The 23121-nt window shown below is 72.8% G+C and carries 20 protein-coding genes; 8 read left to right on the top strand and 12 right to left on the bottom strand.

Features of this window, described 5'->3' with window-relative positions; translation table 11 throughout:
* Window positions 1–35: 35 nt before the first annotated feature.
* The 7 genes from IE316_RS10210 to IE316_RS10180 all read right to left on the bottom strand — a co-directional run bounded on the left by IE316_RS10210 (window position 36) and on the right by IE316_RS10180 (window position 7636).
* A complete protein-coding gene (locus IE316_RS10210) occupies window positions 36–731 on the bottom strand; it encodes a L,D-transpeptidase family protein (protein WP_190203885.1) in 696 nt (231 codons plus the stop codon).
* A gap of 221 nt (window positions 732–952) precedes the next feature.
* Window positions 953–1711 carry a thioesterase II family protein gene (locus IE316_RS10205; RefSeq protein ID WP_190203884.1) on the bottom strand — a complete coding sequence of 253 codons (759 nt, stop codon included), beginning with the start codon at window positions 1709–1711 and terminating at the stop codon, window positions 953–955.
* Between the two features lie 535 nt (window positions 1712–2246).
* On the bottom strand, window positions 2247–2693 hold the full coding sequence (locus tag IE316_RS10200; protein WP_190203883.1) for a DUF4383 domain-containing protein: 447 nt from the start codon (window positions 2691–2693) through the stop codon (window positions 2247–2249).
* A gap of 27 nt (window positions 2694–2720) precedes the next feature.
* Window positions 2721–4790 carry an MMPL family transporter gene (locus tag IE316_RS10195; protein ID WP_190203882.1) on the bottom strand — a complete coding sequence of 690 codons (2070 nt, stop codon included), beginning with the start codon at window positions 4788–4790 and terminating at the stop codon, window positions 2721–2723.
* A 200-nt stretch (window positions 4791–4990) separates the two neighbouring features.
* Window positions 4991–5617, bottom strand: coding sequence for a D-Ala-D-Ala dipeptidase VanX (gene vanX, locus IE316_RS10190; protein ID WP_190203881.1), 627 nt, complete (start codon window positions 5615–5617; stop codon window positions 4991–4993).
* Complete coding sequence (gene vanA / locus IE316_RS10185) at window positions 5614–6654, bottom strand: D-alanine--(R)-lactate ligase (protein ID WP_190203880.1); 1041 nt, start codon at window positions 6652–6654, stop codon at window positions 5614–5616. The genes vanX and vanA overlap by 4 nt, the downstream gene beginning before the upstream one ends.
* Entirely contained in the window at window positions 6647–7636 is a 990-nt protein-coding gene (locus tag IE316_RS10180) for a D-isomer specific 2-hydroxyacid dehydrogenase family protein (RefSeq protein ID WP_190203879.1), read from the bottom strand. The genes vanA and IE316_RS10180 overlap by 8 nt, the downstream gene beginning before the upstream one ends.
* A gap of 643 nt (window positions 7637–8279) precedes the next feature.
* Here IE316_RS10180 and IE316_RS10175 point away from each other — a divergent pair.
* Window positions 8280–9047 (top strand): HAD family hydrolase, encoded by a 768-nt coding sequence (locus IE316_RS10175; protein ID WP_190203878.1) that lies wholly within the window; start codon window positions 8280–8282, stop codon window positions 9045–9047.
* Window positions 9048–9081: 34 nt separating this feature from the next.
* On the opposite strand, the gene IE316_RS10170 is transcribed toward IE316_RS10175, so the two are convergent.
* The 3 genes from IE316_RS10170 to IE316_RS10160 all read right to left on the bottom strand — a co-directional run bounded on the left by IE316_RS10170 (window position 9082) and on the right by IE316_RS10160 (window position 12248).
* On the bottom strand, window positions 9082–9783 hold the full coding sequence (locus IE316_RS10170) for a DAK2 domain-containing protein (RefSeq protein WP_190204191.1): 702 nt from the start codon (window positions 9781–9783) through the stop codon (window positions 9082–9084).
* A gap of 105 nt (window positions 9784–9888) precedes the next feature.
* Window positions 9889–10887, bottom strand: coding sequence for a dihydroxyacetone kinase subunit DhaK (locus tag IE316_RS10165; RefSeq protein ID WP_190203877.1), 999 nt, complete (start codon window positions 10885–10887; stop codon window positions 9889–9891).
* Between the two features lie 206 nt (window positions 10888–11093).
* Entirely contained in the window at window positions 11094–12248 is a 1155-nt protein-coding gene (locus tag IE316_RS10160) for a lipid II:glycine glycyltransferase FemX (protein ID WP_190203876.1), read from the bottom strand.
* 158 nt (window positions 12249–12406) lie between these two features.
* Here IE316_RS10160 and IE316_RS10155 point away from each other — a divergent pair, with 158 nt between their 5' ends.
* Together IE316_RS10155 and IE316_RS10150 are read left to right on the top strand one after the other, a co-directional pair.
* Entirely contained in the window at window positions 12407–13456 is a 1050-nt protein-coding gene (locus IE316_RS10155) for a sensor histidine kinase (RefSeq protein ID WP_373311156.1), read from the top strand.
* 429 nt (window positions 13457–13885) lie between these two features.
* Entirely contained in the window at window positions 13886–14200 is a 315-nt protein-coding gene (locus tag IE316_RS10150) for a hypothetical protein (protein ID WP_190203875.1), read from the top strand.
* A 66-nt stretch (window positions 14201–14266) separates the two neighbouring features.
* Here the strand turns inward: IE316_RS10150 and IE316_RS10145 are convergent, their stop codons facing one another.
* Window positions 14267–15673, bottom strand: coding sequence for an NAD(P)/FAD-dependent oxidoreductase (locus IE316_RS10145; RefSeq protein ID WP_190203874.1), 1407 nt, complete (start codon window positions 15671–15673; stop codon window positions 14267–14269).
* A 580-nt stretch (window positions 15674–16253) separates the two neighbouring features.
* On the opposite strand from IE316_RS10145, the gene IE316_RS10140 reads away from it, so the two are divergent.
* Entirely contained in the window at window positions 16254–16760 is a 507-nt protein-coding gene (locus IE316_RS10140) for a fibroblast growth factor (RefSeq protein ID WP_190203873.1), read from the top strand.
* A 52-nt stretch (window positions 16761–16812) separates the two neighbouring features.
* Here IE316_RS10140 and IE316_RS10135 read toward each other — a convergent pair whose 3' ends face one another.
* The gene (locus IE316_RS10135; protein ID WP_190203872.1) at window positions 16813–18273 is read right to left on the bottom strand and encodes an aminotransferase class I/II-fold pyridoxal phosphate-dependent enzyme; all 1461 of its coding nucleotides are present in this window, start codon (window positions 18271–18273) and stop codon (window positions 16813–16815) included.
* Between the two features lie 372 nt (window positions 18274–18645).
* On the opposite strand from IE316_RS10135, the gene IE316_RS10130 reads away from it, so the two are divergent.
* From IE316_RS10130 to IE316_RS10115, 4 genes are read left to right on the top strand one after another with little or no spacing between them, the layout of a single operon-like run.
* Complete coding sequence (locus IE316_RS10130; protein ID WP_190203871.1) at window positions 18646–20130, top strand: mannitol dehydrogenase family protein; 1485 nt, start codon at window positions 18646–18648, stop codon at window positions 20128–20130.
* Window positions 20117–20866: an HAD family hydrolase gene (locus IE316_RS10125; protein ID WP_190203870.1), complete on the top strand. Its 750-nt coding sequence runs from the start codon at window positions 20117–20119 to the stop codon at window positions 20864–20866. The genes IE316_RS10130 and IE316_RS10125 overlap by 14 nt, the downstream gene beginning before the upstream one ends.
* On the top strand, window positions 20863–22194 hold the full coding sequence (locus IE316_RS35930) for a hypothetical protein (protein ID WP_190203869.1): 1332 nt from the start codon (window positions 20863–20865) through the stop codon (window positions 22192–22194). The genes IE316_RS10125 and IE316_RS35930 overlap by 4 nt, the downstream gene beginning before the upstream one ends.
* Window positions 22191–23075, top strand: coding sequence for an inositol monophosphatase family protein (locus tag IE316_RS10115; RefSeq protein WP_190203868.1), 885 nt, complete (start codon window positions 22191–22193; stop codon window positions 23073–23075). Before IE316_RS35930 ends, IE316_RS10115 begins: the two co-directional genes overlap by 4 nt.
* Window positions 23076–23121 lie beyond the last annotated feature (46 nt).

Here is a 23121-nt window from a genome sequence, read left to right as displayed (position 1 = left end):
GCGGCCCGCCCGCCCTCCGCTGTCCGCGTGCTCGGTCAGGTGCCCGGCTTGCGGCCGTACACGTACACGTCGTCGCCCGTCTTCAGCAGCGACCAGTACTTCTTCGCGGCGGTCTTGGTCATGTTGACGCAGCCGTGCGAGCCCGGCGGGTTCCACATGCTGACGCCGACCGAGTGGAACGCCTGTCCGCCGTCGAAGAACTGGCTGTAGGGCATCGGCACGTCGTAGATGGTCGAGTGGTGGTCGATGTGCCGCCAGTAGATCTTCTTCAGGCCGGTACGGGTCTCGTAGCCGTCGCGGCCGGTGCGCACCGGCACCGGGCCGTACACGAGGTCCTTGCCGTCCTGGATCCAGCTCAACTGGAGGGTCAGGTTCACACAGGCTATGCGGCCCTTGTTGGTCGGGCACTTGCCCGACTTGTTCGGCTTCTTGCCGACGGCCTTCTGCTTCTGCATCAGGTCCATCACGCCCCAGGTGACGGGGCCCGCGTAGCCGTAGTTGGGCTGGATGCCGTGCTTGGTCTGGAAGGCGCTGATCGCCTTGCAGTCGGCGGCGGACTGCTTGCCGTCGACCGGACGGCCGAGGAACTTCTCGACCTTCTTCTGGTACGGCCCGGTCTGCGTGGTGCAGCTCGCCGCCTGGGCCGGTGCGGCGCCGAGCGCGAGCGTGAGCGGTGCCATCAGTGCGGTGACCCCGAGTACGACGGCACCGCGTCTGCTTGTGTCTCCCATGGCCGGTCGACCCCTCCCTGTGAAACTGTCGAAGCGGACGGCAGACCGCCCGTGGTGGACTTCCCGCCTGTCAGACCCTCGCCCGGCGGCTTCGGTTGCGCACGGTCTCCACATCACGACGAAACAGTGACAGAAGCGCCGGGCAGCCCACCAGTGCGGAGGCGGACAGAAAGACCGTCCGCCCCCGTCCGCCGTCGCTCGCTCGCCCTGGGGATTCGCGTCTATGCGACGGCCACGGCGTCGCGCAGTGCCTCCCGGACCACCGCGATCACCTCGGCCGCCCGTGAACTGAGGTAGAAGTGGCCGCCGTCGAAGACCTGGAGGTGGAACCCGGCTGTGGTGTGGGCTCGCCACGCCTCCGCCTCCTCGACCGTCGCCTTCGGGTCCGCGTCGCCGATCAGGGCGGTGATCGGGCAGTCGACGGTCGCCTCCACGGGAGCGTACGTCTCGATGGCCCGGTAGTCGCTGCGGATGGCGGGCAGCACCATGCGCAGCAGTTCCTCGTCGCCGAGCACCTGGGCGTCCGTGCCGCTCATCGCCTTCAGTTCGGCCACCAGCCCGTCGTCGTCGCGCTGGTGCACGTTCTCCACGCGGCGCGTCGACGGGGCGCGCCGGCCGGAGGCGAACAGCAGCGCGGGGGTGCGGCCGCCGCTCTGGAGGCGGCGCGCGACCTCGAAGGCGACGATCGCGCCCATGCTGTGCCCGAAGAACACCACCGGCCGGTCGAACAGCGGCACCAGCTCGGGCGCTATCCGGTCGGCCAGCACGCCGATGTCGTCCACGTTCGGTTCGGTGCGCCGGTCCTGGCGGCCCGGGTACTGGAGGGCCGTCACATCACAGTCGTCGGCGAGCGCGGCTGAGACGGGGAAGTAGAAGCTCGCCGATCCTCCCGCGTGCGGGAAGCACACCAGCCGGGCCGGGGCGTCGGGGGCGGGGTGGAACCGGCGGAGCCAGAGGTTGCCGCCGTCGGCAACTGTCATGTTCGTCGTCCGTTCTGCTGTGGTTTCCGGTCGGTGGCCGTCCGTGCGCGGTCCGTGTATCGGTGTGCTGCCGCGAGACGCATCGCCGGCGACGAACACGCCGTACCCCCCGTCATCGCCGGACCCTGGAGACCAGCACCTACGACACCCGACCCGACGCCACACCCCCCGAACTACCACACCCCAACTGCCCCTCAAACCCTGCGCAGCCCGCCGCGACCGCGACGCCTGCTCGTCGCACATCACCCCCGCGGACACTGCGGTCGCGCTCCCCCCCGACGACCTGCGGCCGGACCCCGCCCGCTCCCTCGCCTCCGGTCGGCGCCCCCGTCTCCCGCCCGTTTCGACCCCTTCGCGACGCATGTGATTCGTCTCACATGCCGGGGCGAACCGGTCCGTCACGGGCTGACCGGGGCCCCGCACACGAGGGGCCGCCCGACCGTCAGCCGAGACTGACCGGGCGGGCGGCCCCTGGCGGTCCGTACCCGTGCGTCGGCCGTCGACCGGCGGCGCGCGGGGGCGGATCCGCCGTGCTTCAGCGCGTGGCGGCGGGCGCGGTGCGCCGGGTGAGGAGGACGCCGAGGGCGATCATGCCGACGCCGAGCAGGAAGTGCAGCCAGTTGTCGGCGGTGTTGACGGGTACGAAGTTGGCGGCGCTGTCGTGGTCGATGATCAGGCCGTACAGCCACAGGACCAGGTAGATGACACCGCCGCCGATGAGGTAGTTGCGGGCGGCGGGGGCGCTGCGGGCCATCAGCAGGCCGGCGATGCCGAACAGCAGGTGGACGATGTTGTGCAGGATCGACACCTGGAAGACGCCCAGGAGCTTGGCGTGGGAGTGGTGGGCGGCGAACTCCATGGCGCTGTAGTGGGTGGTGACGCCGGGGATGAACCCGAGGATGCCCACCAGCAGGAACACGGCGCCGACGGCGAGGGCGGCCTGCTGGACGTGGCTGCGAGCGGTACGGGCGGGGGTGGTCATGGTCGTCGGTCCTCTTCTTCGGGGGCTTCAGGGTCGGATGCCGCGGTGGGGCCACCACACGGTGGGGCCGATGTGGCGGACGAGTGCGGGGACGAGCAGGGAGCGCACCACGAGGGTGTCGAGCAGGACGCCGAAGGCGACGATGAAGGCGATCTGCGCCATGAACGCCAGCGGGATGACGACCAGGGCGGCGAAGGTGGCGGCCAGCACGACGCCGGCCGAGGTGATGACACCGCCGGTCGCGGTGAGCCCGGTCAGCACGCCGGTGCGGTTGCCGTCCCGGCGGGCCTCCTCGCGGACCCGGGTCATCAGGAAGATGTTGTAGTCCACGCCGAGCGCGACGAGGAACACGAACCCGTACAGCGGCACGGAGGCGTCGGTGCCGGAGAAGCCGAAGCCGTGGGTGAAGACCAGGGCGGTCACCCCGAGGGTGGCGAGGTAGTTCAGGGCGACGGTGGCGACCAGCAGCACCGGCAGCAGCAGACTGCGCAGCAGGGCGATCAGGATGAGCAGGACGATGGCCAGGACGATCGGGATGATCAGGGTGCGGTCGTGGGCGGAGGTCCGCTGGGTGTCGTACTGCTCGGCGGTGTAGCCGCCCACCAGGGCGTCGGCGCCGGGCACGGCGTGGACGGCCTCGCGCAGCCGCGGGATCGTCCGTTTGGCCGCGTCGCTGTCGGCGGCGGCGCTGAGCGTGGCGTCGATCCGCACCCGGCCGTCGACGACGAGCGGTTCGCCCGCGCCGGGCCGGCCGTCCGCGCCGACCGGCAGTGCCTGGGCCACGCCGCTCGTGCCGCCGGCGGCGTCGATCACCTGCCGTGCGCGGTCGGCGCGGGCGATGACGACCGCCGGGTTCCCGGCGCCGCCGGGGAAGTGCGCGGCCACCGCCCGCTGCCCGGTGACGGACCGGGCGTCGTGCAGGAAGATCTCGTCGAGCGGCACGCCCTCCGCCTTGAGCAGCGGGGAGAACGCGGCGCACGCCGCCAGGGCGATCAGGCTGCCGGCCCAGACACGGCGGGGGCGGCGGTCGACCAGGGTGGCGACGCGCCGCCACAGCCCCCGCCGGCCGTGTGCGGCGGCCGGAGCCGGACGGGCGGGCCAGTAGGCGGCGCGGCCCAGCAGGACCAGCACCGCGGGCAGGAAGGTCAGCGCGGCGGCCACGGCGCACACGACCCCGATGGCGCCGACCGGGCCGAGGGCCCGGTTGTTGGTCAGGTCGCTGACCAGCAGGGCGAGCAGCCCGAGCGCCACGGTGGCGGCGCTGGCGGTGACCGCCCCGACCGAACGCCGCCACGCCACCCTCATCGCCGCCCACCGGTCCCGGCCCGCGCCGAGTTCCTCGCGGAACCGGGCGGTCAGCAGCAGCGCGTAGTCGGTGGCCGCGCCGATGACCAGGATGAACAGGATGCCCTGCACCTGGCCGTCGACCCGGACGGCGTCCCGGTCGGCCAGCGCGTAGACGACGCCGGAGGCCAGCGCCAGCGCGAAGACGGCCGTCACGATCACCACCAGCGGCAGCAGCACGCTGCGGTAGACCACCAGCAGAATCACGAGCACCACGCTCAGCGCCACGCCGAGCAGGACCCCGTCGATCCCCGCGAACGCCTCCGACAGATCCGCCTGCGTCGCCGCCGGGCCGGTGACGTGGGCGCGGGTGCCGGGCACCTGTCCGGCGGCCGCGCGGATGGCGTCGACCGCCGGGCCCACCTGATCGTCCAGGTCGGCCCGCAGGGGCAGCACGGACTGCAGGGCCCGGCCGTCCTCGGAGCCGAGGGGCGGGCTGCCGGGTCCGGCCACCCCGGTCACCCGTCCGGCCGCCCGCACCGCCTCGGCCGCCTGCTCGCGCTGCCCGGCGGTGATCTTCCCGGAGTCGGCGACCCACACGACGATCGCGGGCACGGTCTCGTCCTTCTGGAAGCCGCGCCGCAGCTCGTTGACGCGGGTGGACTCGGCCGTCTCCGGGAGGAAGGCGGCCTGGTCGTTGCCAGCCACCTGGCCCAGCTTGCCCGCGAACGGGCCCAGCGCCCCGCCGGCCAGCAGCCACACCACCACGGCCACGGCGGGAAGCAGCCAGCGCCACCGGCCAGGTCTCGACATCCCGGAATCCTCCGTCCCTGTGACTGGCCAGCACCGCGTACCCCTCCCCGCCCACCACAACCTTCGCCATCGAGATACTTCGGTCGTGGACGGCTCTTCGGGCACGGACCGCACCCCGCCGATGTGCGGGCCCCTGGTCACCCTCCTCGACGGCCCCGCCGACGGCACCCGCGCGTAGCGGCACCGCCCCGCACCGTGAGCTACCGGACGGGAAAGTCGAAGTAGGTGTCCGGGTACGGCTCGTCGGCGAGGGTGTAGTGCCACCACTCGTAGGCGTACGCACGGAAACCGCAGGTCTCCATCAGGGAACGCAGGCGCTGCCGGTTCCGCGCCTCGGTGGGGGTGATGCCGGGTGCGTCGTGGTGCGAGAGGGGGTCCATCAGGTCGTGGCCGCCGCCCATGGGGACGAGTTCGCCGGTGGCCGCGTCGTACAGGGTGAGGTCGACCGTGCTGCCCCGGCTGTGGCCCGATCTCGCGGCCACATATCCCTGGGCGAACATGTCGGCCCGGCCGATCCGCGGATAGTGCCGGGACTTGGTCCGGCCGTCCTCCGGCTGCCGTGACCAGCGCAGGAAGCAGTCGACGGCGTGCTGCGGGCGGTAACCGTCCCAGAGCAGCAGTCCGAACCCGAGTTCCTCCGCCCGCTCGCGGGCCCGTTCCAGCGCCGTGCACAGAGCCCTGGTGCCGACGACCCGGTTGACCAGGTATCCGTCCACCGGTTTGCCGGTGAAGTTGTCCCAGGTGGCGTACTTGGCGTCCCAGCGGATGCCGGGCACCAGTTCGTCCACGAAGGCGAAGTCGTCCCCCGGTGCCTGCGCCGGCCTCATCGGTTCTGTCCCGTCAGGGCGAGGGACACCGCCCGGTCGAGCACTTCGGACAGGGGCAGGCCCGCGGCCGCCATCATCCTCGGGTAGCGGCTGTAGGAGGTCATGCCGGGGAAGGTGTTGACCTCGTTGAGGACGATCTCCCCGTCGTCCTTGAGGAACAGGTCGACCCGCGCGAGGCCGGTGCAGCCCAGGGCGCGGTACACGGCCATGGCCGTGTGCCGTACGAGGAGCCGTGACTCCTCCGGTATGTCGGCGGGAACGATCGCCGCGGAGTTCTCGGAGCCGGTCTCCGGGGCGTCCTCCTGGTGGATCCGGAAGAATCCGTGCGACAGGGCGATACGGTCCACTTCGCCCGTGCACGGCTCCGGGCCGTCGCCGAGGATGGCGCAGCCGACCTCGCGGCCGATGACCGCCTCCTCGATCAGCACTTTCGCGTCGTACCGTCGTGCCGTCGCGACCGCACCCGGCAGTTCCTCCGGCCGGGACACCTTGGTGACACCGAACGACGATCCCGACCGGGCCGGCTTCACGAACACCGGGCAGGTGAGCTGGGCGGGGTCGACGGTGTCGTCCGCGGTGACGATCCGGAAGTCCGGTGTGGTGATTCCCGCGTTCCGGGCGACCAGGTAGGTGAGGGACTTGTCCATGCACAGGGCGGAACTCTGGATGCCGCAGCCCACGTAGGGGATGCCGGAGAGTTCCAGCAGGCCCTGGATCGCGCCGTCCTCGCCGTGGGTGCCGTGCAGCACGGGCAGCACGACGTCCAGGCGGATCGTCTCGTAGCGCCCCTCCCCCAGGACGAGCAGTCCGTGCGTGTCGCCGGCCGGGGAGAGGACGGCGGGGCGGCCGTCGCCGCTCTCCCAGCCCGCCTCGGGACCGGCGCACAGTTTCCAGGCTCCGTCTGTCGTGATGCCGATGTAGAAGGGTTCGTACGTGTCGGGATCGAGGCTGCGGGCCACCTCACGCGCCGACTTGACGGAGACGGAGTGCTCCTCGGAGCGGCCGCCGAAGAGGATGCCGACCTTCAGCCTAGCCATGCTGGTTCCCGCTTTCGTACGTCAGGCAGTTGGTGAGGGAGTTCCGCACGGTGTCGCGCAGGGCGCGGTCCGTGTAGTAGGCGGTGTGCGGGCTGATGAGCGCGTTCGGCAACTGCTGCAGCCGCAGCAGCGATGTGCTCCCCGGGGGTCTGTCCCGGCAGTCGGTGGAGAAGATGCCTTCCTCGCCCTCGATGACATCCAGGGCCGCGCCGCCCAGCCTGCCGCTCTCCAATTCCCGTACCAGGGCCTCGGTGTCGATGAGCGCACCGCGCCCGGTGTTGACGATCAGTGCGCCGTTCCTCATCAGCGCCAGGCGCCGCCTGTCGAGCAGATGGCGGGTGTGCGGGGTGAGTGGTGTGTGCAGGGTGACCAGGTCGCTGTGGAGCAGCAGTTCGTCGAGGGGGACGTGCTCGACCGCGGTGCCGGGATTCGCTGCGGGGCGTTCGTCGCAGGCCATGATGCGGCAGCCGAAGCCTTTCAGCCGGTTCATGACCGCCGTGCCGATACGGCCCGTTCCGACCACCCCGACGGTCAGGTCGCGCAGCTCTTTTCCGCGTGTGCCGCTCAGCCGGTAATCGTGCGCGTCGGTGCGCCGGACCATGGCTTTCGCGTCCCGTAGCGTCATCAGCATGAGCATCAGCGTGTAGTCGGCCACGCTGTCCGGGGAGTAGGAGACGTTCTCGACGAGCATTCCGGCGCGCCGTGCGTACGCCACGTCGATGTGGTCGTATCCGATGCTCCGCGTGGAGATGTAGCGCACGCCGATTCGGGCGAGTGCGCGCAGGGTTTCGTGGGTGAGGGGCGTTCTGTGGTCGACGCTGATGCACCGGCTGCCGGAGGCGAGTTCGGCATTGGCCGCGCAGACCGGTGCGTCGGTGATGACCGGCCGCACATCGAGGGCGGGCGCCAACTCGCGGAACAGGGCCGCTTCGTCCGGACCGCACCCGTACAGCGTGATGCGGGTCTTTTCGCTGTGGGTCATGGCGCCAGTCAAGACGGGGTGCCGTTGCCGGAGCGTATGGGTTTCCCGATACGCCCGCGATACGTCGCCTCCGCTCGACGGCTCCTGCGACGCCGGCCGGTGAGCCGCTTTGGCGTGCCGCCGCAAAGCGCTGCTCGTTTTCACTCGGCGTTCCCGTGGCGACCGGGAAATAAATGCGCCCGCGCACGCCGGTGATAATTCCTCGTTCCCCGTGTCCTCCTGGCTTCTTTGTTCGGGCGCCCATGCCTGCGGGTAATCATCACTCACTTTCCCGCATGACGGTCGGCCACCTGGGTGAACGCACCGCTCTCCGGTCGACGCGTGCCGATTTCCCTGCGCACGTATCAACGACGTTGCGGTGAAGCGGACTTGACGGAATTCCGTACGACCGCCCGGGAATTTCTGCGCGCGGTTATCCCTTTCCGGTTCCGCTGTCGATCGCTCGCCTCGGTGATTGCCCCGGTGAAGGGCGCAAAAATAACGTGGCTGCGATCAGGTTTCCCGTTCGTGCCGGTATAGCCGCGATGTCTGTGCTTCGTGGGACGGTGCCGGATCCCGTCGTGCCGCCCGTCGGCCGGGAGTCCCCCGCTTCGTCCGCACCGATCACGTCACGAGCGCGAACCGCTTCTCTCCTGGAGGACTCATGGCCACCCATGCTCATCCGCTTCTCGGCTGGTCGTCCGAAGCCGTCGTCCTCGACTGCGACGGCACTCTGATGGACAGCGAACGGCACTGGCAGGTCGCCCGCAACCGTGCCTTCCGCGAGTTCGGGCTGACACCACCGCCCGGATTCGCCGACCGCGCCAAGGGCGTGTACTACGCCGACTGCGGGCGGCTGATGGCCGAGGAGACGCACAAACCGGAACTCGCCGACGACCTCGCCCGGTGCCTGCTGGAGCACTTCCTCTCGCTGGTCGCCGACGACCCCGCGACCATGCCCGGGGCGGTCGAGTTCGTCCGGCTCCTCGCGGGGCGGCTGCCGTTGGCGGTGGCCAGCAACTGCCCGCGGGAGGTCGTGGAGGAGAGCCTCAGCCGCGCCGGCCTGCTGCGCCACTTCGCCCACGTGGTCGTCCCCACGCAGGTGCCCGGCTCCTCCGTGCTGCGGGCCGCACCGGACGGCTCGGACCCCGCCGTCCCGGGGGCCGTACGCCCCAAGCCCTGGCCGGACGTCTACGCGACGGCCGCCCGGCTCTGCGGCACCGAGCCGGAGCGGGCGCTGGCGGTGGAGGACTCGCTGACCGGGATCGAGGCGGCCCGCCGGGCGGGGCTGCGGGTGCTCGGGGTGGGGCCTCGGCCGAGTCAGGAGGACGCCTCCCGCGCCGACCTGTGGGTCAGCGCACTGCACTCGCCGGAGCTACTGGCCTGGGCGCGGCAGCAGGGGCCGCGGCAGGCGGACACCCCGACGACGTGAACCCCGGCCGAGGCTCCGGGCACGGGGCGTCTCGTCACGGCGTCGCCGAACCCGACGGGGTGTGCCCGACACCGGGACCGGCCGCGGTGCCCCAGGTGGCGCTCAGGTACGGGGTGACGTCCTCGACCGACCCGGCGGCCGAGGCGAAGAAGAGGGCGACCGCGACGGCTCCCGGGTCGGGGACACCGGCCGCGCGTGCGCCGACGTAGCTGGAACGGCCCATCCGGGCGCGGAGCCGGGCGGTGTCGCGCACACCCTGCCAGGCGGCCTCGGCGGCGGCATCCAGGGCGGCGGCGGGCACGGTCCGGGCGGGGAGCGCCTCCAGTGCCGCGGCGGCGGGGGCGAGGGCGTCGACCAGGGTCTTGTCACCGGGCGCGGCTCCGCCGACGCGGCGGATGGCGGCCAGGCCCTTCACGACCCCCCGGGTCAGGGCGGGGGTGGTGAGGCCGAGTTCGGCGACGGACGCGGCGAGCGACTGGAGCAGCAGGCCGAACAGGGGGCCGCTGGTGCCGCCGACCTCGTCGAGGAAGGCGGTGGCCGCCGCCTCCAGGGCCGCGGCGGCCCCCGTGGCACCGCAGGCGTCCAGGGGCGTGAGGGCGTCGAGGGCATCGAGGCGCGTCAGGGCGGCGACCGTGCCCGCGGACAGGTTGGTGCCGAAGTCGCCGTCGCCGACCTGCTGGTCGAGGGCCGTGAGCTGGGCCTGTGTGCTGCGGACGGTGTCGGCGAAGCGGCGCATCCAGGTGCCGGTGGAGAGTGCCTGGTCAGTGGTGGTCAAGGACTGCTCCCGTGGTCGTGCCCGGATGTGCCGGGCGGATGGTCGGGGTCACCGGGTCGGGCCGGCTCACCAGCGGAGGGCGGCGGTGTGCACGGGCGCGTCGTAGTAGGCGAGGTCGGCCGGTTCGGCAAAGAGGACGGTGAGAGAGAAACCACGCATGTCGAGGGCCGTGACATAGTCGCCGACCAGGCTCCGGGCGAGGACGATCCCCTGGGCGTCGAGGACCCGGGCCAGTTCGCCGTGGACGGCGTACAGCTCCAGAGGGGTCACCGCGCCGAGCCCGTTGACCAGGGTGATGGCCGCGGTGCCCGGCCTCGGGGCGAGGGCCCCGAGAAGCTCGCCGGTCATCCGCTCCACCAGGCGGGCGAGCGGGGCATGACGGATGGTCGACCTGGCCCGCTCGCCGTGGATGCCCACGCCGTACTCGAGTTCGCCGGCGGCGACACGGAAGGCGGGCTTGCCCAGGGTGGGGGCGGTGTGGGCGGCGGAGGCGACGGCGAGGGTGCGGCAGCGGGCGGCCAAGCGGACGCCGAGCTGCTGGAGTTCCGCGAGACCGAGGCCGGTGTCGGCGGCGCCGCCGAGGATCCGCTCGATGAGGACGGTGCCACCGGTCCCCCGGCGGCCGGCGGCTATCTGCTCGCAGTCGGAGGCGAGGTCGTCGTCGACGAGGACGCGTGCGCACGGTATTCCCCGGTGGGCCAGGCGCTCGGCGGCGATGCCGAAGTTGATGCGGTCGCCGGTGTAGTTCTTGACGATGTGCAGGACGCCTTCGGCGCGGGCGACGGCGAGCGAGCCCTCGTAGACCTGGCGGTTGTGCGGTGAGGCGAAGACCCGGCCGGGACAGGCGGCGTCGAGCATGCCCCGGCCCACGTACCCGGCGTGCATCGGCTCGTGCCCGGCACCGCCACCGGAGAGCAGGGCGACCCGCCGGTGCGGGGACGCGGCGCGGGCCGTCACGAACCCGTGGTCGGGATCGAGGCTGAGCAGGTCCGCATGGGCCCGCGCGAAGCCCGCGAGCGCGTCGGACACCAGGGTGTCGGTGCTGTTGACGAAGTACGGAGCCATGAGAGTCCTCCGTCGCCTCCCGTCCGGATTCCTCCATGCTGGGCTCCGGTTCCGCCCCGGGCAAGCCGCACGCCGCTTCACTCGTCTCATCGGGTGCTGCTGCCCGGAACGGGCCCGGACGGGCGCGGGGCGCGGTAGTGGGTCGCAACGCGTCCGGCCGGCGTCCGGCTTCCCCGGCGCCGCCCCCTCCCGCGCCCGCGCGGTCGTCAGCGTCCGCGGCGTTTCAGGTAGAGGTCGAAGGCCCGGTAGAGCACCGGCCGCAGCGGCAGGTCCCACTCGCCGACGTACCGCACCGCCCGGCCGCCGATGCCGGCCTTGAACCGGACGAGGCCCACGTGCGGGTCGTCGGCGCTGAGGGTGGGGGTGATGCCGCGCAGGTCGTACACGTCGCAGTCGGCCGTGAGCGCGTCGCGGATCATCGCCCACTGGCAGGCGTGGGAGCCGCGCACCTCGCGTTTGCCGGTGGCGGAGGCGCCATAGGCGTACACCGCGTGCGCGCCGACCCGGACCAGGACGGCACAGGCGGCCAACTCGCCCCGGTGGTGGGCGAGGTAGAGCCTGATCCGGTCGGGGTCCTCGGCGCCCAGTGCCGCGAACATGGTCTCGAAGTAGCGCAGCGGCCGGGGTGTGAAGCGGTCCCGCTCGGCGGTGTGGACGTAGAGGTCGTGGAACGCCTTGAGGTCGTGCGCACCCGTGCCGATCCGGACCTCGACGCCCGCCCCGGCCGCCTTCCTGATGTTGCGGCGCCACTGCTGGTTCATGCCCCTGAGCAGGTCGTCCTCGGTCCTGCCGGCCAGCGGGAGTTCGTACTTGAACTGCGGGTGCCCGACCCCGAATCCGTCCCGTGGGCTCCGGGGCAGCCAGCCCGCCTCCCGGAGGGTGCGGCTCACCTGGGCGCCGACCGGTTCCTCCCGGTGGCAGGGCAGGTCGGTCAGCCGCCCGCGGCCCGGATCGGCGAGGCCCTCCTTGACCTGGGCGGCGCTCCAGGTGTGCGTGACCACCGGCGGGCCGAGCCGGATCGCGAACGCGCCGCGCTCCTTGAGATACGCGGCCAGCGGATCGAGCCAGGCGCCCAGCTCGCCGCTCCAGTCGATGACCGGGCCCTCGGGCAGGTACGCCAGCGTGCGGCGGTCGATCCGCGGCACCGGCCGGTGCAGGACGAGCCCCGCGCCGACCAGGCGCCGGCCGTCGAACCAGCCGAGGGACTCGCCCCGCCACTCGGTCTTCACCCGGGCCCACGCGGGGGCCTGCAGAAAGCTGACCGACCGCTGGGCGCGTACGAACGCCATATGCTCGGCGGTGCCGATCGGCCTGACGGCCATCTTCCCGGCCGTCGCTGTCACTGGTGCGCTGGAGGACATGGCGGCAGTCAACGCGGCGGGGGGTTGCCTGGGCGTATGCGGTTCTCGATACGCCGGCGATAGGTGCCGGCTCCTAGTCTGGGCGCATGGGTGTGCTGAGGACCGAGGACGGCCGTCATCCGGGGACAGGGGCCGTGGTGCGACGGTCCGGCCTGAGCGTGCGCCTCAAGCTCACCCTGAGTTACGCCGGTTTCCTCATGCTCACGGGTGCCTTGCTGCTCGTCGCCGTGGGGGTGTTCCTGCTGCGGCAGGGGTGGTGGCAGACCAATGAGTCAGGGGCGGTGAGACTGACTCCGGGCACCCTCTTCCTGCGCAGTTTCGCCCCGACGGCGGCGGCGGTGATGGTGTTCCTGCTGGTCTTCGGCCTCCTGGGAGGGTGGGTCCTCGCCGGTCGTATGCTCGCTCCGCTGGATCGCATCACCCATGCCACCCGTATGGTGTCGGCCGGGTCGCTGTCCCACCGGATCCGGTTGCCGGGCCGCAGGGACGAGTTCCGCGAGCTCGCCGACGCCTTCGACATGATGCTCGCGCGGCTCGAAGCGCACGTCACGGAACAGCGGCGGTTCGCCGCCAACGCCTCGCACGAGCTGCGCACCCCGCTGGCGATCTCCAAGACGCTCCTCGACGTGGCCCGCGCCGACCCGCACCACGACACCCGCGCACTCGTCGACCGCCTGCACACCGTCAACGCCCGGGCCATCGACCTCACCGAGGCACTGCTCCTGCTCAGCCGCGCCAACCAGCGGTCCTTCACCCGCGAGCAGGTCGACCTGTCCCTGGTCGCGGAGGAGGCGGCCGAGACGCTCCACCCGCTCGCGGAGAAGCACGGCATCACCCTGGAGACCAGCGGCGACATCGCGCCCACGGGCGGTTCACCCGCGCTGCTGCGGCAACTCACCATGAATCTCGTCCACAACGCGATCGTGCACAACCTGCCGGACCAGGGCACCGTGTGGGTCCGTACCGGTGTCCAGGACGATTCCGCGGTGCTCACCGTGGAGAACACCGGCGAGCAGCTCACCCCCGAACTGGTCTCGACACTCACCGAGCCCTTCCAGCGCGGCACCGAGCGCGTCCACACCGGGCAGGCGGGGGTCGGCCTCGGTCTGGCCATCGTCAAGACCATCACCGAGGCCCACGACGAGGACCTCACCCTCACCCCGCGCCCGGCCGGCGGGCTCCGCATCACCGTGACACTCCCCCGCTGAGCACCCCGGCGTCCCCCCGATTCCCGTCCGCATACGGGCCGGAATCAGCCCCGCCGCTTCAGCGGCCCATCAGGGGCGAAAGCACCCCGACCACCCCGGCAATTCGGCGGAATTGACGATTCTGCTGGCGAGCCCGCGGTTCAGGGTGGCCGGAAGCCTCGACCTCGGCTTTCATCCGGTAACCCCAGGTCAGCCAGCGGCCTCTTTCAGCCACTTTCACAGGTGCCCGAATGGCCCCCGGACAGCGGCCCTCACGCGTACCTGCTGGTCACGACGCCTCACCGGTCGGCCGGAAAACTGTCCTGGACAGACAGCCAGGGCACGGTCGTCGCTGTCCGCCCGGACACACAGCAGGCACACTTACGCCGTCCCGCATGCGTGGTCCCCCAGCCCGCGGCACCTACTCCTGCTGTGAAGGACACCGCTGCGATGAGCACGCCCGGCAGAGGCACGTGCGCCTCCTGCACCGCTCCAGGCCGCGACCGCACCCCGGGCCGGCTCACCCGCGCCGTCCGGTGGGCCGGCCGCCTGCTGTGCTGGAGCCTGGCCGCCGGTATGGCCACTGCCGCCACACACCTCCTCCTCGCCCCACGGGCCGCCTGGTGGCACGCCGTGTGGCTGCTGCCCTGGTACCTCACCTGCGCCGCCGCGCTCACCTGGGCCGTCCTCCGGGCGCGCGAGAAGGCCGCGCAGCACCCGCCGGACGACGACACCCGCCCGGACCACTGGGACCGGGCGGCGTGAACCACCTGACCGACCAGTGCGTCGGAGGTGCCGTCGGGTTCGCCGCGGACGCCGGGCGTGGAAGGGTCACCGCCCCCGCCAGGCGATCTCCCGTTCCCTTTCGGTGAACGGCGGGCCCGGTAAGGGCGGGCGTTTCGGGCCCAGCAGCATCGGGACGAGCAGGTCGGGCGAGAACAGCCGCCTGACCGGCTTCTCCAGGCTCATGACGTCCAGCAGGGCCCCGAGCGCGCGGGGGTTGCGGGCCCCGGTGGCCACCGCGTGGTCGAGGAACCGGGCGAGGAGGCGCTCCGGCACGGTGGGCGGCGTGTCCGTGGCGCCGGGGTAGTGGGCGTCCTGGCCGACGGCGAGGTCCCAGGCCACCCCGACCGGACGGGCCACGGCACGCTGAAGGCGGCGAGCCGTGCCGGGAGTGGTGAGCGCGGACGAGCGCAGGACGTCGCGCACCGCGAGGGCGCACTGGGCGGCGACCGTCAGGCCGTGCCCGTAGACGGGGTTGTACCCGGCCGTCGCGTCGCCGAGCACGGCGAAGCCCTCCGGCCAGTTCCTCATCTTCTCGTAGTAGCGGCGGTGGTTCCGGGTGCCGCGCGTGGTGGCGACCCCGCCGAGCGGTTCGGCGTCGCGCAGCAGTTCCCCGATGACGGGATGGCCGAGCCGGAGGGCGAAGTCCACGAAGGCCGCCGGATCACCGCTCGGCTCCCCGCCCCGGGTGCCGGCGAGCGTGACGATCCAACGCCCGCCCTCGATGGGCAGGACGATGCCGCCCCGGCCCGGCGCTCCGGTCGGATCGGCCTGGACGTTGACCAGGGGGAAACCGGCCGTCGCGGTGCCGTCCGGGGCGCGGTACAGACGGGTGGCGTACACCACGCCCGCGTCGACCACCCGCTCGGTGACCCCGGGCAGGCCCAGGCCGGTCAGCCAGCGCGGGGCGCGGGACCCCCGGCCGGAGGCGTCGACGACGAGGTCGGCGGCCAAGGTGACCTCCCCCTGGCCGCCGCGCATCCGTACGCCGGTGACCCGTCCGGCGTCGCCCGTCAACCGGACGGCGGTGTGGGCCTGCCGGACCGTGACATGGTCGTCGGCGAGGACCCGGGCGCGCAGTACGGAGTCGAGCAGGTCGCGCGAGCAGACGAGGTTGCGGTGCCGGGTGGCCGTGAAGCGGCGGAACCAGATCCCGTTGGGGGCGCGGGAGACCATGTCGCCCATGACGTGGATGAGGCGGCCGCCCCTGGCCACGACCTCGTCCACCACGGCGGGGAGCAGTTCCTCGAAGGCACGCACACCACCGCTCCACACCAGGTGGGCGTGGCGGGCCTGCGGGACGCCGCGCCGGGGCCGGGGACCGGCGGGGAGGGTGTCGCGTTCGACGATCGTGACATCGGCGGACTCGGTGAGCGCGGCGGCGGCGAGCAGACCCGCCGTACTCGCGCCGATGACGACGGCGGCGGGCCGGTGAGCGCCGACGCGTTCAGGCATGGGTACGCCCCTTTCCTGTCCTGGTCGTCACTGCCGGACGCCGCCGGTGACGGTCCAGGGCGGGGCCGGTGCGTGCCGAACACCGCCTGCCATGGTGCCTGTTGGGCACTTCCGCGCGCCAGATGCCCCGGGGGCGCGGACAGCCGCGCGTGACCCGCGGACCTACCCATTGCGACACGAGTCGTCCCGAGCGGGTGACGGGGTGTCAGAGGAGCCCGGATATGGCCCGCAAATGCACCGTCCCGTGTATGGACAGTCCGTGGAGAGCCGCATACATTTCGTTCAGGACCCGCAGGAGCAGGGACCGACAAGGGGGCGGAAACATGAAAGGCGATTACGTCGTCGTTGCCACGCCTTACGGAATGCCGGCCTCCTCGTGACGGGCGGCCGAGCGTCCCACCGCAGCCACCGTACGGTCCTGACCAGGCACTGAGCCGGTAGGTCCCGTCGCCCCGCACAGGAGAGATCTCGTCGGCGCACCCTGCGGCGCGGAAACACCGTGCCGCTGTGGCGCAGGTTTTTCATGCCGCCCGATGAGGTCTCGGACGTTAATTCCGAAACTAATAGAGGGGAAGGTCTCATGCCGTTATCGGCAACTGATCTCGCGAAGACCGGCGACACGCCGGTGACGATTCGTTCGACATTCTTCGAGAACATCTTCCTGCGACTGGACGGCACCGGAGTGACCGCTCCCGCCGATGACGGGTCCGGAAAGGTCAACTGCCAGTACGGCACCGGCGCCTGGACGACGTTCAAGAGCCGTCCCCAGTCCGACGGCACGTACGCCTTCGAGTCGGCGGCCTTCCCGAACGTGTTCCTGCGCATGGACGGCAGGGGCGTTCCCACCACCATGGCCGGCGGCGGAAAGGTCAACTGCCAGGTCGGTGTCGGTCCCTACGAGAAGTTCCGTGCCCGCCCCCAGTCCGACGGCTCCTTCTCCTTCGAGTCGGCGGCCTTCCCGGACATCTATCTGCGCCTGGTCACCGACAGCGGGGTCACCGCCGCCACGGGGCCCGGGGGCACGGTGAACTGCCAGATCAAGGCCAACGGCGGTGAGCACGAGAAGTTCTTCGTCGAACGCGCCTGACCACCGCACCCGCCGCGGGCCCCGGAGCCGTCCCCGGGGCCCGCGGCCGTTCCTAGCGGGCCACCACCCGCAGGGTCTCGGCGGTGGGGTCGGCGGCGTCGGGGACGAGCATGCCGGCGGCCACCCCGCTGGTCAGGTAGTCGACGACCTCCCGGGTGATGACCTCGCCCGGAGCGACGACGGGGACACCGGGCGGATAGGGGCTGATCATCTCCGCCGCGACGCGTCCGACCGCCTGCCGGGCCGGAACGTGCTCGGCGGTGCCGAAGAAGGCGTCGCGCGGCAGCATGGCCTGTTCGAGCTGGAGCGCGCGGGGCTCGGGCAGTTGGACCGGGGGCCGGTCCTCCAGAGTGCCGGCGTGCTTCACGAGGCGGCGCAGGGAGTCGACGAGGAGGTTCTCCGTGCGGTCGTCGTCGGCGTGCGTGATCTGCGCGCTGATCCGGCAGGTGTCGGAGGAGCCGATGTCGACCTGGCAGTGGGCGCGCAGCCACTCGGTGGCCTGCATGCCGCTGATGCCGAGTTCCCGGACATCGATGGTGATCTTCAGCAGATCCAGCTCCGTGGTCAGCCCCTGGTCGACGACCTCCTGGCCCATCAGGCGCAGGCCGGGCATCCCGGTGACGGCCTCGCGGACGCGTGCCGTGCGACGCAGCGCGGTGTCGAGCAGATCGGGTCCGTGCTCGGCCATCTGGCGGCGCCATCCGTCGAGGGTGGCGTACACCAAGGAGGAGGAGCTGGTGGTGCCCAGCAGGTCCTCACGCTGCTTCAGCACCTCGGCCGAGACACGGTCCCCCTGGAGGTGGAAGACGGAGCTCTGCTCGATGGCACCGCCCATCTTGTGGACGCTGGTGACGACGAGGTCCGCACCGGCGTTCATGCCCCAGGCCGGCAGGTCGGGGTGGAAGGGCAGATGAGCGCCCCAGGCTTCGTCGACGATCAGGGGGACGTCGTGGTCGTGGCAGACGGCGGCGATGCCCCGGATGTCGGCGCACGAACCCCAGTCCGTGGGTGTGATCAGCAGCATGCCCTTGGCGTCGGGGTGCTCCCGCAGCGCCCGGCGTACGTCGTCCGGCTCCGGCGGGTGGACCAGGTGCCGCTCGGCGTCGAGCTTCGGGTGCACCCACACGGGGTGGACACCGTTGACGATGACGCCGGCGATCACGGACTTGTGGGCGTTGCGGGAGACGAGGAGTTTCTCGCCCGGTCCGGCCACGGCCAGCATCGCCGTCTTCACCGACAGGGAGCTGCCGCAGGTGGAGAAGAACGCCTGCTCCGCGCCGACGGCGTCGGCCATCAGCTCCTGGGCCTGGGCCAGCACCCCCTGTGACTCGCGGCGGTCGTCGAGGCCGTTGAGGGAGAGCACGTCGGAGGCGAAGACGCCCTCGCCGACGATGTCGACGACACGGGGATCGGCGCCCAGGCCCTGTTTGTGGCCGGGAGGTCCGTACACCACGTCGCCGCGGCGACGGAACTCCTGGAGTGCCTCCAGTACAGGGACTCGGGCGTGGTCCATCACTGTCCTCCTCGTACATGTCTCCCTGCGTGTCCTGGCGGTGGCCGGTCCGGCGTCCCGTTGGAACCGGTCCGCGAGGTGCGGATCCGTGCCAGGCCCGAGTAGCACGGGCAGGCGGGCCGAAACGGCGCCCGGCTCCTTCCGGCGCGGGGGCCGAGCCGGCCCCCTCGACAGAACAATTCGGGATGAAATTACCGTTTCGGATGCATGTGCGGCGGTACTCCGACACCGACGGCCGGATCAGCCGGCCGCATCAGGTCTTACCGCGCGGCCGCCGGTCCGCGGCCTTCCGGGACCCTGACCGCGCCCCCGGCGGCCGGCGGGTGACGTCGCAGCGGCGACGGAACACCCCGCATCCCACCGAGGTACGCGATGTCAGAATCACCCCCCTCTGTTCCGGCGCTGAACAACCGCACCCTGGACGCGACGTCCGGCGGCCAGTTGGAGACACCCGGTTACGACCGGGCACGGATCGAACCGGCCGTCGTGCACTTCGGTGTCGGCGGCTTCCACCGGGCCCATCAGGAGGTCTACTTCGACCACCTCGCGGAGCTCGGTTTCACCCGGTGGGGAGTGATCGGGGTCGGCATGCGACGGCCCGAGATGGGCGAGGTGCTGGACGCGCAGGACAACCTCTTCACGGTCGTCGAGCGCGACGGCGAGGACAGTACGGCCAAGGTCATCGGCAGCATGGTCGAATACCTCCTGCTCGCCGAGGACCGGACGGCGGTGGAACGGCGCCTGGCCGACCCGCGCATCCGCCTGGTGACCCTGACGATCACCGCCGACGGCTACGTCCTGCCCGACGGTCCCTGCGCGGGCGCCGACTCGGTGTTCGGCGTGATCGTCGACGCCCTGGACCGGCGCCGGCGCGCCCACCAGGCCCCGTTCACCGTGCTGTCCTGCGACAACCTGCCCGACAGCGCCGCCGCCGCCCGCGCCGCGACCGCGACCCTGGCCGGACGCCGCGATCCCGCACTGGCCCGGTGGATCCAGGAGCGGGTCTCCTTCCCCGGCAGCATGGTCGACCGCATCACCCCGGCGACCTCACCCGGCGACCGCGACGAGGTCGAGGAGGACTTCCACGTCGGCGACCGCTGGCCGGTGATCACCGAACCGTTCACCCAGTGGGTCATCGAGGACGACTTCTGCAACGACCGGCCCCCGCTGGACCGCGTCGGAGCCCTCTTCGTGCACGACGTCGCCCCGTACAAACTCATCAAGAGCCGGCTCCTCAACGGGGTCCACTGCGCCCTGGGCTACGTCGGATACCTGGCCGGGCACCGCACCACCGACCAGGCCATGAGCGACCCGGCCGTGGCCGGCTTCGTGGAGCGTCTGATGCGCGCGGAGATCGCCCCGCTGCTGCCGCCGGACGTCCCGGGCATGGACCCGTACGCCTACTGCGACACGGTGCTGGAGCGGCTGCGCAACCCCAGCATCGGGGACCGGCTGGCCCGGCTGTGCCGCCGCGGCTCCACCAAGGTGCCCGACTACCTGCTGCCCTCCCTGCACGCCGCGTACGCCCAGGAGCGGCCGCGCGCCCGGCTCGCCCTCGCCGTCGCCGCGTGGCTGCGCTACCTGCGCGGCACGGACCTCGACGGCGCCCCCATCGACGTACAGGACGCCCGGGCCGGCGAACTGCGGGAAGCCGCCCGGCGCGGCGGTGACGATCCCGGGCCGCTGCTGGCCCTGCGGGACGTGTTCGGCGGCCTCGCCGACGACGCCGGCAGCGTGGCCGTGCTGCGCGGAGCCCTGGCCGGCGCGTTCGCCGACGGCAGCACACTGCGCGCCGCGCTGGCCGCGCCGGACCGGCTCGCCCTCCCCCGACCCTTGGAGCCCCATGAGCACCCCTGACCTGACCGGCGTCTCCACGCTGCTGCTCGACGCGGACGGCACCCTGTTCCCCTCCGAGGAGCCCGCGTACGTCGCCTCGGCGGTCGTCACCCAGGACTTCGCCCGCCGCTTCGGGCTCACCGGTGACTTCTCCCCCGAGCATCTGCGGCTCACCTCCACCGGCAAGAACTTCCGCACCACCGCCCAGGACCTCGCCGCACGCCAGGGCGTCCGCCTGGACCCCGCCGAGCTGGAGGCGTGGGTGGAGCGGGAGAAACGGGAGGTGACGGCGTACCTGGGGCGGGTGCTGACGCCCCGGCCGGACGTGGTGGCGGCCGTGACCGCGCTGGGCCGCCGCTACCGGCTGGCCGTGGTGAGTTCCAGCGCGCTCACGCGGCTCGCCGCGTGCTTCGCCGCCAGCGGCCTGGACGGGCTGCTGCCGGCGGGCAGCCGGTTCAGCGCCGAGGACAGCCTGCCGGTGCCGACCAGCAAACCGGACCCGGCCGTCTACCGGCACGCTCTCGCCGAACTCGGTGTCGCCCCGCGGGAGGCGCTCGCCGTCGAGGACTCGGCCACCGGAGCGGCGTCCGCCGTGGCGGCGGGCATCGCCACCGCCGGCCTGGTGCAGTTCGTACCGGAGGAGGAGCGGGCCGAACGGAGCGCGCGGCTGTCCGGGGCCGGGGCCGCCTGGGTGCGGTCCGACTGGGGGCGGCTCGCCGCGGACCTCGTCGGTGACACGGTGCGGGTGGCCCCGTGACCGGCGTGGAGCAGGCGGACGGCTTCCCGGTGCCCGCCTCCGCCCGGCCGGCGGCGCCCGGACCGGCCGCCGGCGGGCAGCGGGACGGAGACCGGCTGGACGGCGGGCGGCCGGCCGGGTCCCGGCCGCGCTCGATGCTGGGGTACCTGGTGATGCCCCGGCCCAAGGACGCGGTGAAGGGGCTGCTGATGCCGTTCACGTTCCTGCTGGCCGTGGCGGCGGGCGCGGACGTGACGGGGCGGACGGTGGTGCGGGCCCTGATCGTCTGGGGGGTGCTGGAACTGCTCGTCTATCCCGCCCGCTACCAGTGGAACGACGTCCGGGGGTTCGTCGCCGACCAGAGCCATCCCGCCGGGCACGACCGCGGGCGCCTGCCGGGGCCGCTCGAACGGGTCCGGGCCCGCGTCGGCGCGAGCTGCGCGGTCGCGGTGGCGCGGCTGGCCGCCGTGGCGGTCCTGGCCCTGGTACTGGCGCCGCTGGCCGGGGTGGTCTGGGCGGTGACCGCGGCGGTGTTCGGCGTGGCCGTCGTCTACGAGGTCCTGCGCGCCAGGGGCACGGGCCGGACCGCGACGGTCCCGCCGCCCGCCCGGCCGGCCGTCGTCGCCCTGTGGATCGTGGTCGGCGCGGGCTACGTGGTGCGCGGCATGACCGGTCTGGCGCTCGCGGTCGACCTGGGCCGCCGCCCGGCGCTCGCGGTGGCCGCGGCGGTGGCGCTGTGGGCGTTCGGGGTCGCGTTCGTCACCAGCAGATGGGTCCTGGAGAGCCTGGCGTTCGCCGCCGCGGACCACGGCAGGCTGATCTGGACGGCGCGGGCCGAGCACGCCCGTGAGCACCTGCTGGCGCTGGTGCGCTGGCTGCCGTCGCGCACCGACGCGGCACCGGCCGACTGGGCGCCGCTGCGCCGCCGTACCCCGTGGACCGCCCCGTGGAACCTGGCGCTGCTGGTCGCGGGCACGGCCTCCGCGGTGACCGGCGTCCTGCTCGGCGCGCCCGCGTCACCGGAGCACTGCCTGGTGGCCGCGCTGCTGGGGGCGGCCGCGACGGCGGCGGTGGTCCTCCTCCCGGCACGGCGTCCCCTGGTGCTGCTCGCGGGGGCCGCCCCGCAACTCCTGGTCCTGGCCCTCACCGGGCAGCCGCGCCCGCTGGCCGCCCTGCTGCCCTGGCTGGCCGTCATGGCCGCCCACCTCGTCTACAGCAGCCGCTCGCTCAGCACGATCGGGCTGCCGTCCGGGCGGCTGCGTCCCCTGGTGGCGGTTCCGGGCGCGGCGCTGGCCCGGGCGGTGGTCGGGCCGGCCACCTGGGAGGCCCTGCGGAAGGAACGCCGGTGAGCCCCGCCGGTCCGGAGGACCTGGACGCCCTGCTGGCCGTCGCCCGCGCCGCCGCCCGGGCGGGCGCCCGTACCGCCGCCGCCTGGCGCGCCGCCGCCCATGAACTGCTGATCGAGGAGAAGGCGGGCCCCGACGACCTGGTGAGCCAGGCCGACCGGGACACCGAGCGGGCGGTACGCGCGGTGCTGAGCGAGCACCGGCCGGACGACACGGTGCTGGGCGAGGAGGAGGGGACCACCGCCGGGCATGGCGGGGTGCGGTGGATCGTCGACCCGATCGACGGCACCACCAACTACCTGTACGGGCGTCCCGACTGGGCGGTCAGCGTGGCCGCCGCCGACGCGGACAGCGGCCGGCTGCTGGCCGGCGTGGTCGTCGAGCCCGCCGTCGGTGCGCTGACCGAGGCCCGGGCGGGTGCCCGCACGGTCGCCGACGGCACACCGGTCGCCCCGCTGCGCAAGCGGGACCTCTCCCGCGCTCTGGTGGAACTCAACTTCGGCCGGCCCGCGCAGCGCCCCCTGGCCGGCCCCGCGGTCGGTGTCCTGCTGCCCCGGGTACGGGATCTGCGGCGCGGGGGCAGCGCGGCGGCCGCGCTCGCCCAGGTCGCCACCGGCCGCGCGGACGCCCTGTGGGCCCCCGGGCTGCACGCGTGGGACTGCGCCGCGGGAGCCCTCCTGGTGCACCAGGCCGGCGGCACGGTCGGGGCGCTGACCGGCCCCACCCCCGGCACCTGGCCTCCCGGCGGCGACGTCCTGGCGGCGTCACCGGCCCTCTGGACGCAACTGCGGGAGCTGCTGGCGCGGGTCTACCCGGCGGCGGGCGAGGGGGACGGGAACCCCGGCTCGGACAGCGAGGAGGCGCACGTGACCGGCCCGGGGTGAGGGCGCGCCGCGCCGGTGCGCCGCGATGCCGCCCGGCGGCCGGCGT

Source organism: Streptomyces fumanus, assembly GCF_014655295.1.
GTDB classification, from domain to species: Bacteria; Actinomycetota; Actinomycetes; order Streptomycetales; family Streptomycetaceae; genus Streptomyces; species Streptomyces fumanus.
The sequence above is the reverse complement of the archived record's forward strand: the minus strand, read 5'-3'. Positions and strand labels throughout refer to the sequence as shown.

What these genes read in the sequence shown, in the direction of transcription:
- vanX (WP_190203881.1), bottom strand. Translation starts at nt 5,617, where the DNA reads ATGAGGCCGGCGCAGGCACCGGGGGACGACTTCGCCTTCGTGGACGAA.
- IE316_RS10180 (WP_190203879.1), bottom strand. Translation starts at nt 7,636, where the DNA reads ATGACCCACAGCGAAAAGACCCGCATCACGCTGTACGGGTGCGGTCCG.
- IE316_RS10145 (WP_190203874.1), bottom strand. Translation starts at nt 15,673, where the DNA reads ATGCCTGAACGCGTCGGCGCTCACCGGCCCGCCGCCGTCGTCATCGGC.
- vanA (WP_190203880.1), bottom strand. Translation starts at nt 6,654, where the DNA reads ATGGCTAGGCTGAAGGTCGGCATCCTCTTCGGCGGCCGCTCCGAGGAG.
- IE316_RS10170 (WP_190204191.1), bottom strand. Translation starts at nt 9,783, where the DNA reads ATGCGCCGCTTCGCCGACACCGTCCGCAGCACACAGGCCCAGCTCACG.
- IE316_RS10195 (WP_190203882.1), bottom strand. Translation starts at nt 4,790, where the DNA reads ATGTCGAGACCTGGCCGGTGGCGCTGGCTGCTTCCCGCCGTGGCCGTG.
- IE316_RS10165 (WP_190203877.1), bottom strand. Translation starts at nt 10,887, where the DNA reads ATGGCTCCGTACTTCGTCAACAGCACCGACACCCTGGTGTCCGACGCG.
- IE316_RS10135 (WP_190203872.1), bottom strand. Translation starts at nt 18,273, where the DNA reads ATGGACCACGCCCGAGTCCCTGTACTGGAGGCACTCCAGGAGTTCCGT.
- IE316_RS10150 (WP_190203875.1), top strand. Translation starts at nt 13,886, where the DNA reads ATGAGCACGCCCGGCAGAGGCACGTGCGCCTCCTGCACCGCTCCAGGC.
- IE316_RS10125 (WP_190203870.1), top strand. Translation starts at nt 20,117, where the DNA reads ATGAGCACCCCTGACCTGACCGGCGTCTCCACGCTGCTGCTCGACGCG.
- IE316_RS10160 (WP_190203876.1), bottom strand. Translation starts at nt 12,248, where the DNA reads ATGTCCTCCAGCGCACCAGTGACAGCGACGGCCGGGAAGATGGCCGTC.
- IE316_RS10200 (WP_190203883.1), bottom strand. Translation starts at nt 2,693, where the DNA reads ATGACCACCCCCGCCCGTACCGCTCGCAGCCACGTCCAGCAGGCCGCC.
- IE316_RS10140 (WP_190203873.1), top strand. Translation starts at nt 16,254, where the DNA reads ATGCCGTTATCGGCAACTGATCTCGCGAAGACCGGCGACACGCCGGTG.
- IE316_RS10130 (WP_190203871.1), top strand. Translation starts at nt 18,646, where the DNA reads ATGTCAGAATCACCCCCCTCTGTTCCGGCGCTGAACAACCGCACCCTG.
- IE316_RS10205 (WP_190203884.1), bottom strand. Translation starts at nt 1,711, where the DNA reads ATGACAGTTGCCGACGGCGGCAACCTCTGGCTCCGCCGGTTCCACCCC.
- IE316_RS10210 (WP_190203885.1), bottom strand. Translation starts at nt 731, where the DNA reads ATGGGAGACACAAGCAGACGCGGTGCCGTCGTACTCGGGGTCACCGCA.
- IE316_RS10175 (WP_190203878.1), top strand. Translation starts at nt 8,280, where the DNA reads ATGGCCACCCATGCTCATCCGCTTCTCGGCTGGTCGTCCGAAGCCGTC.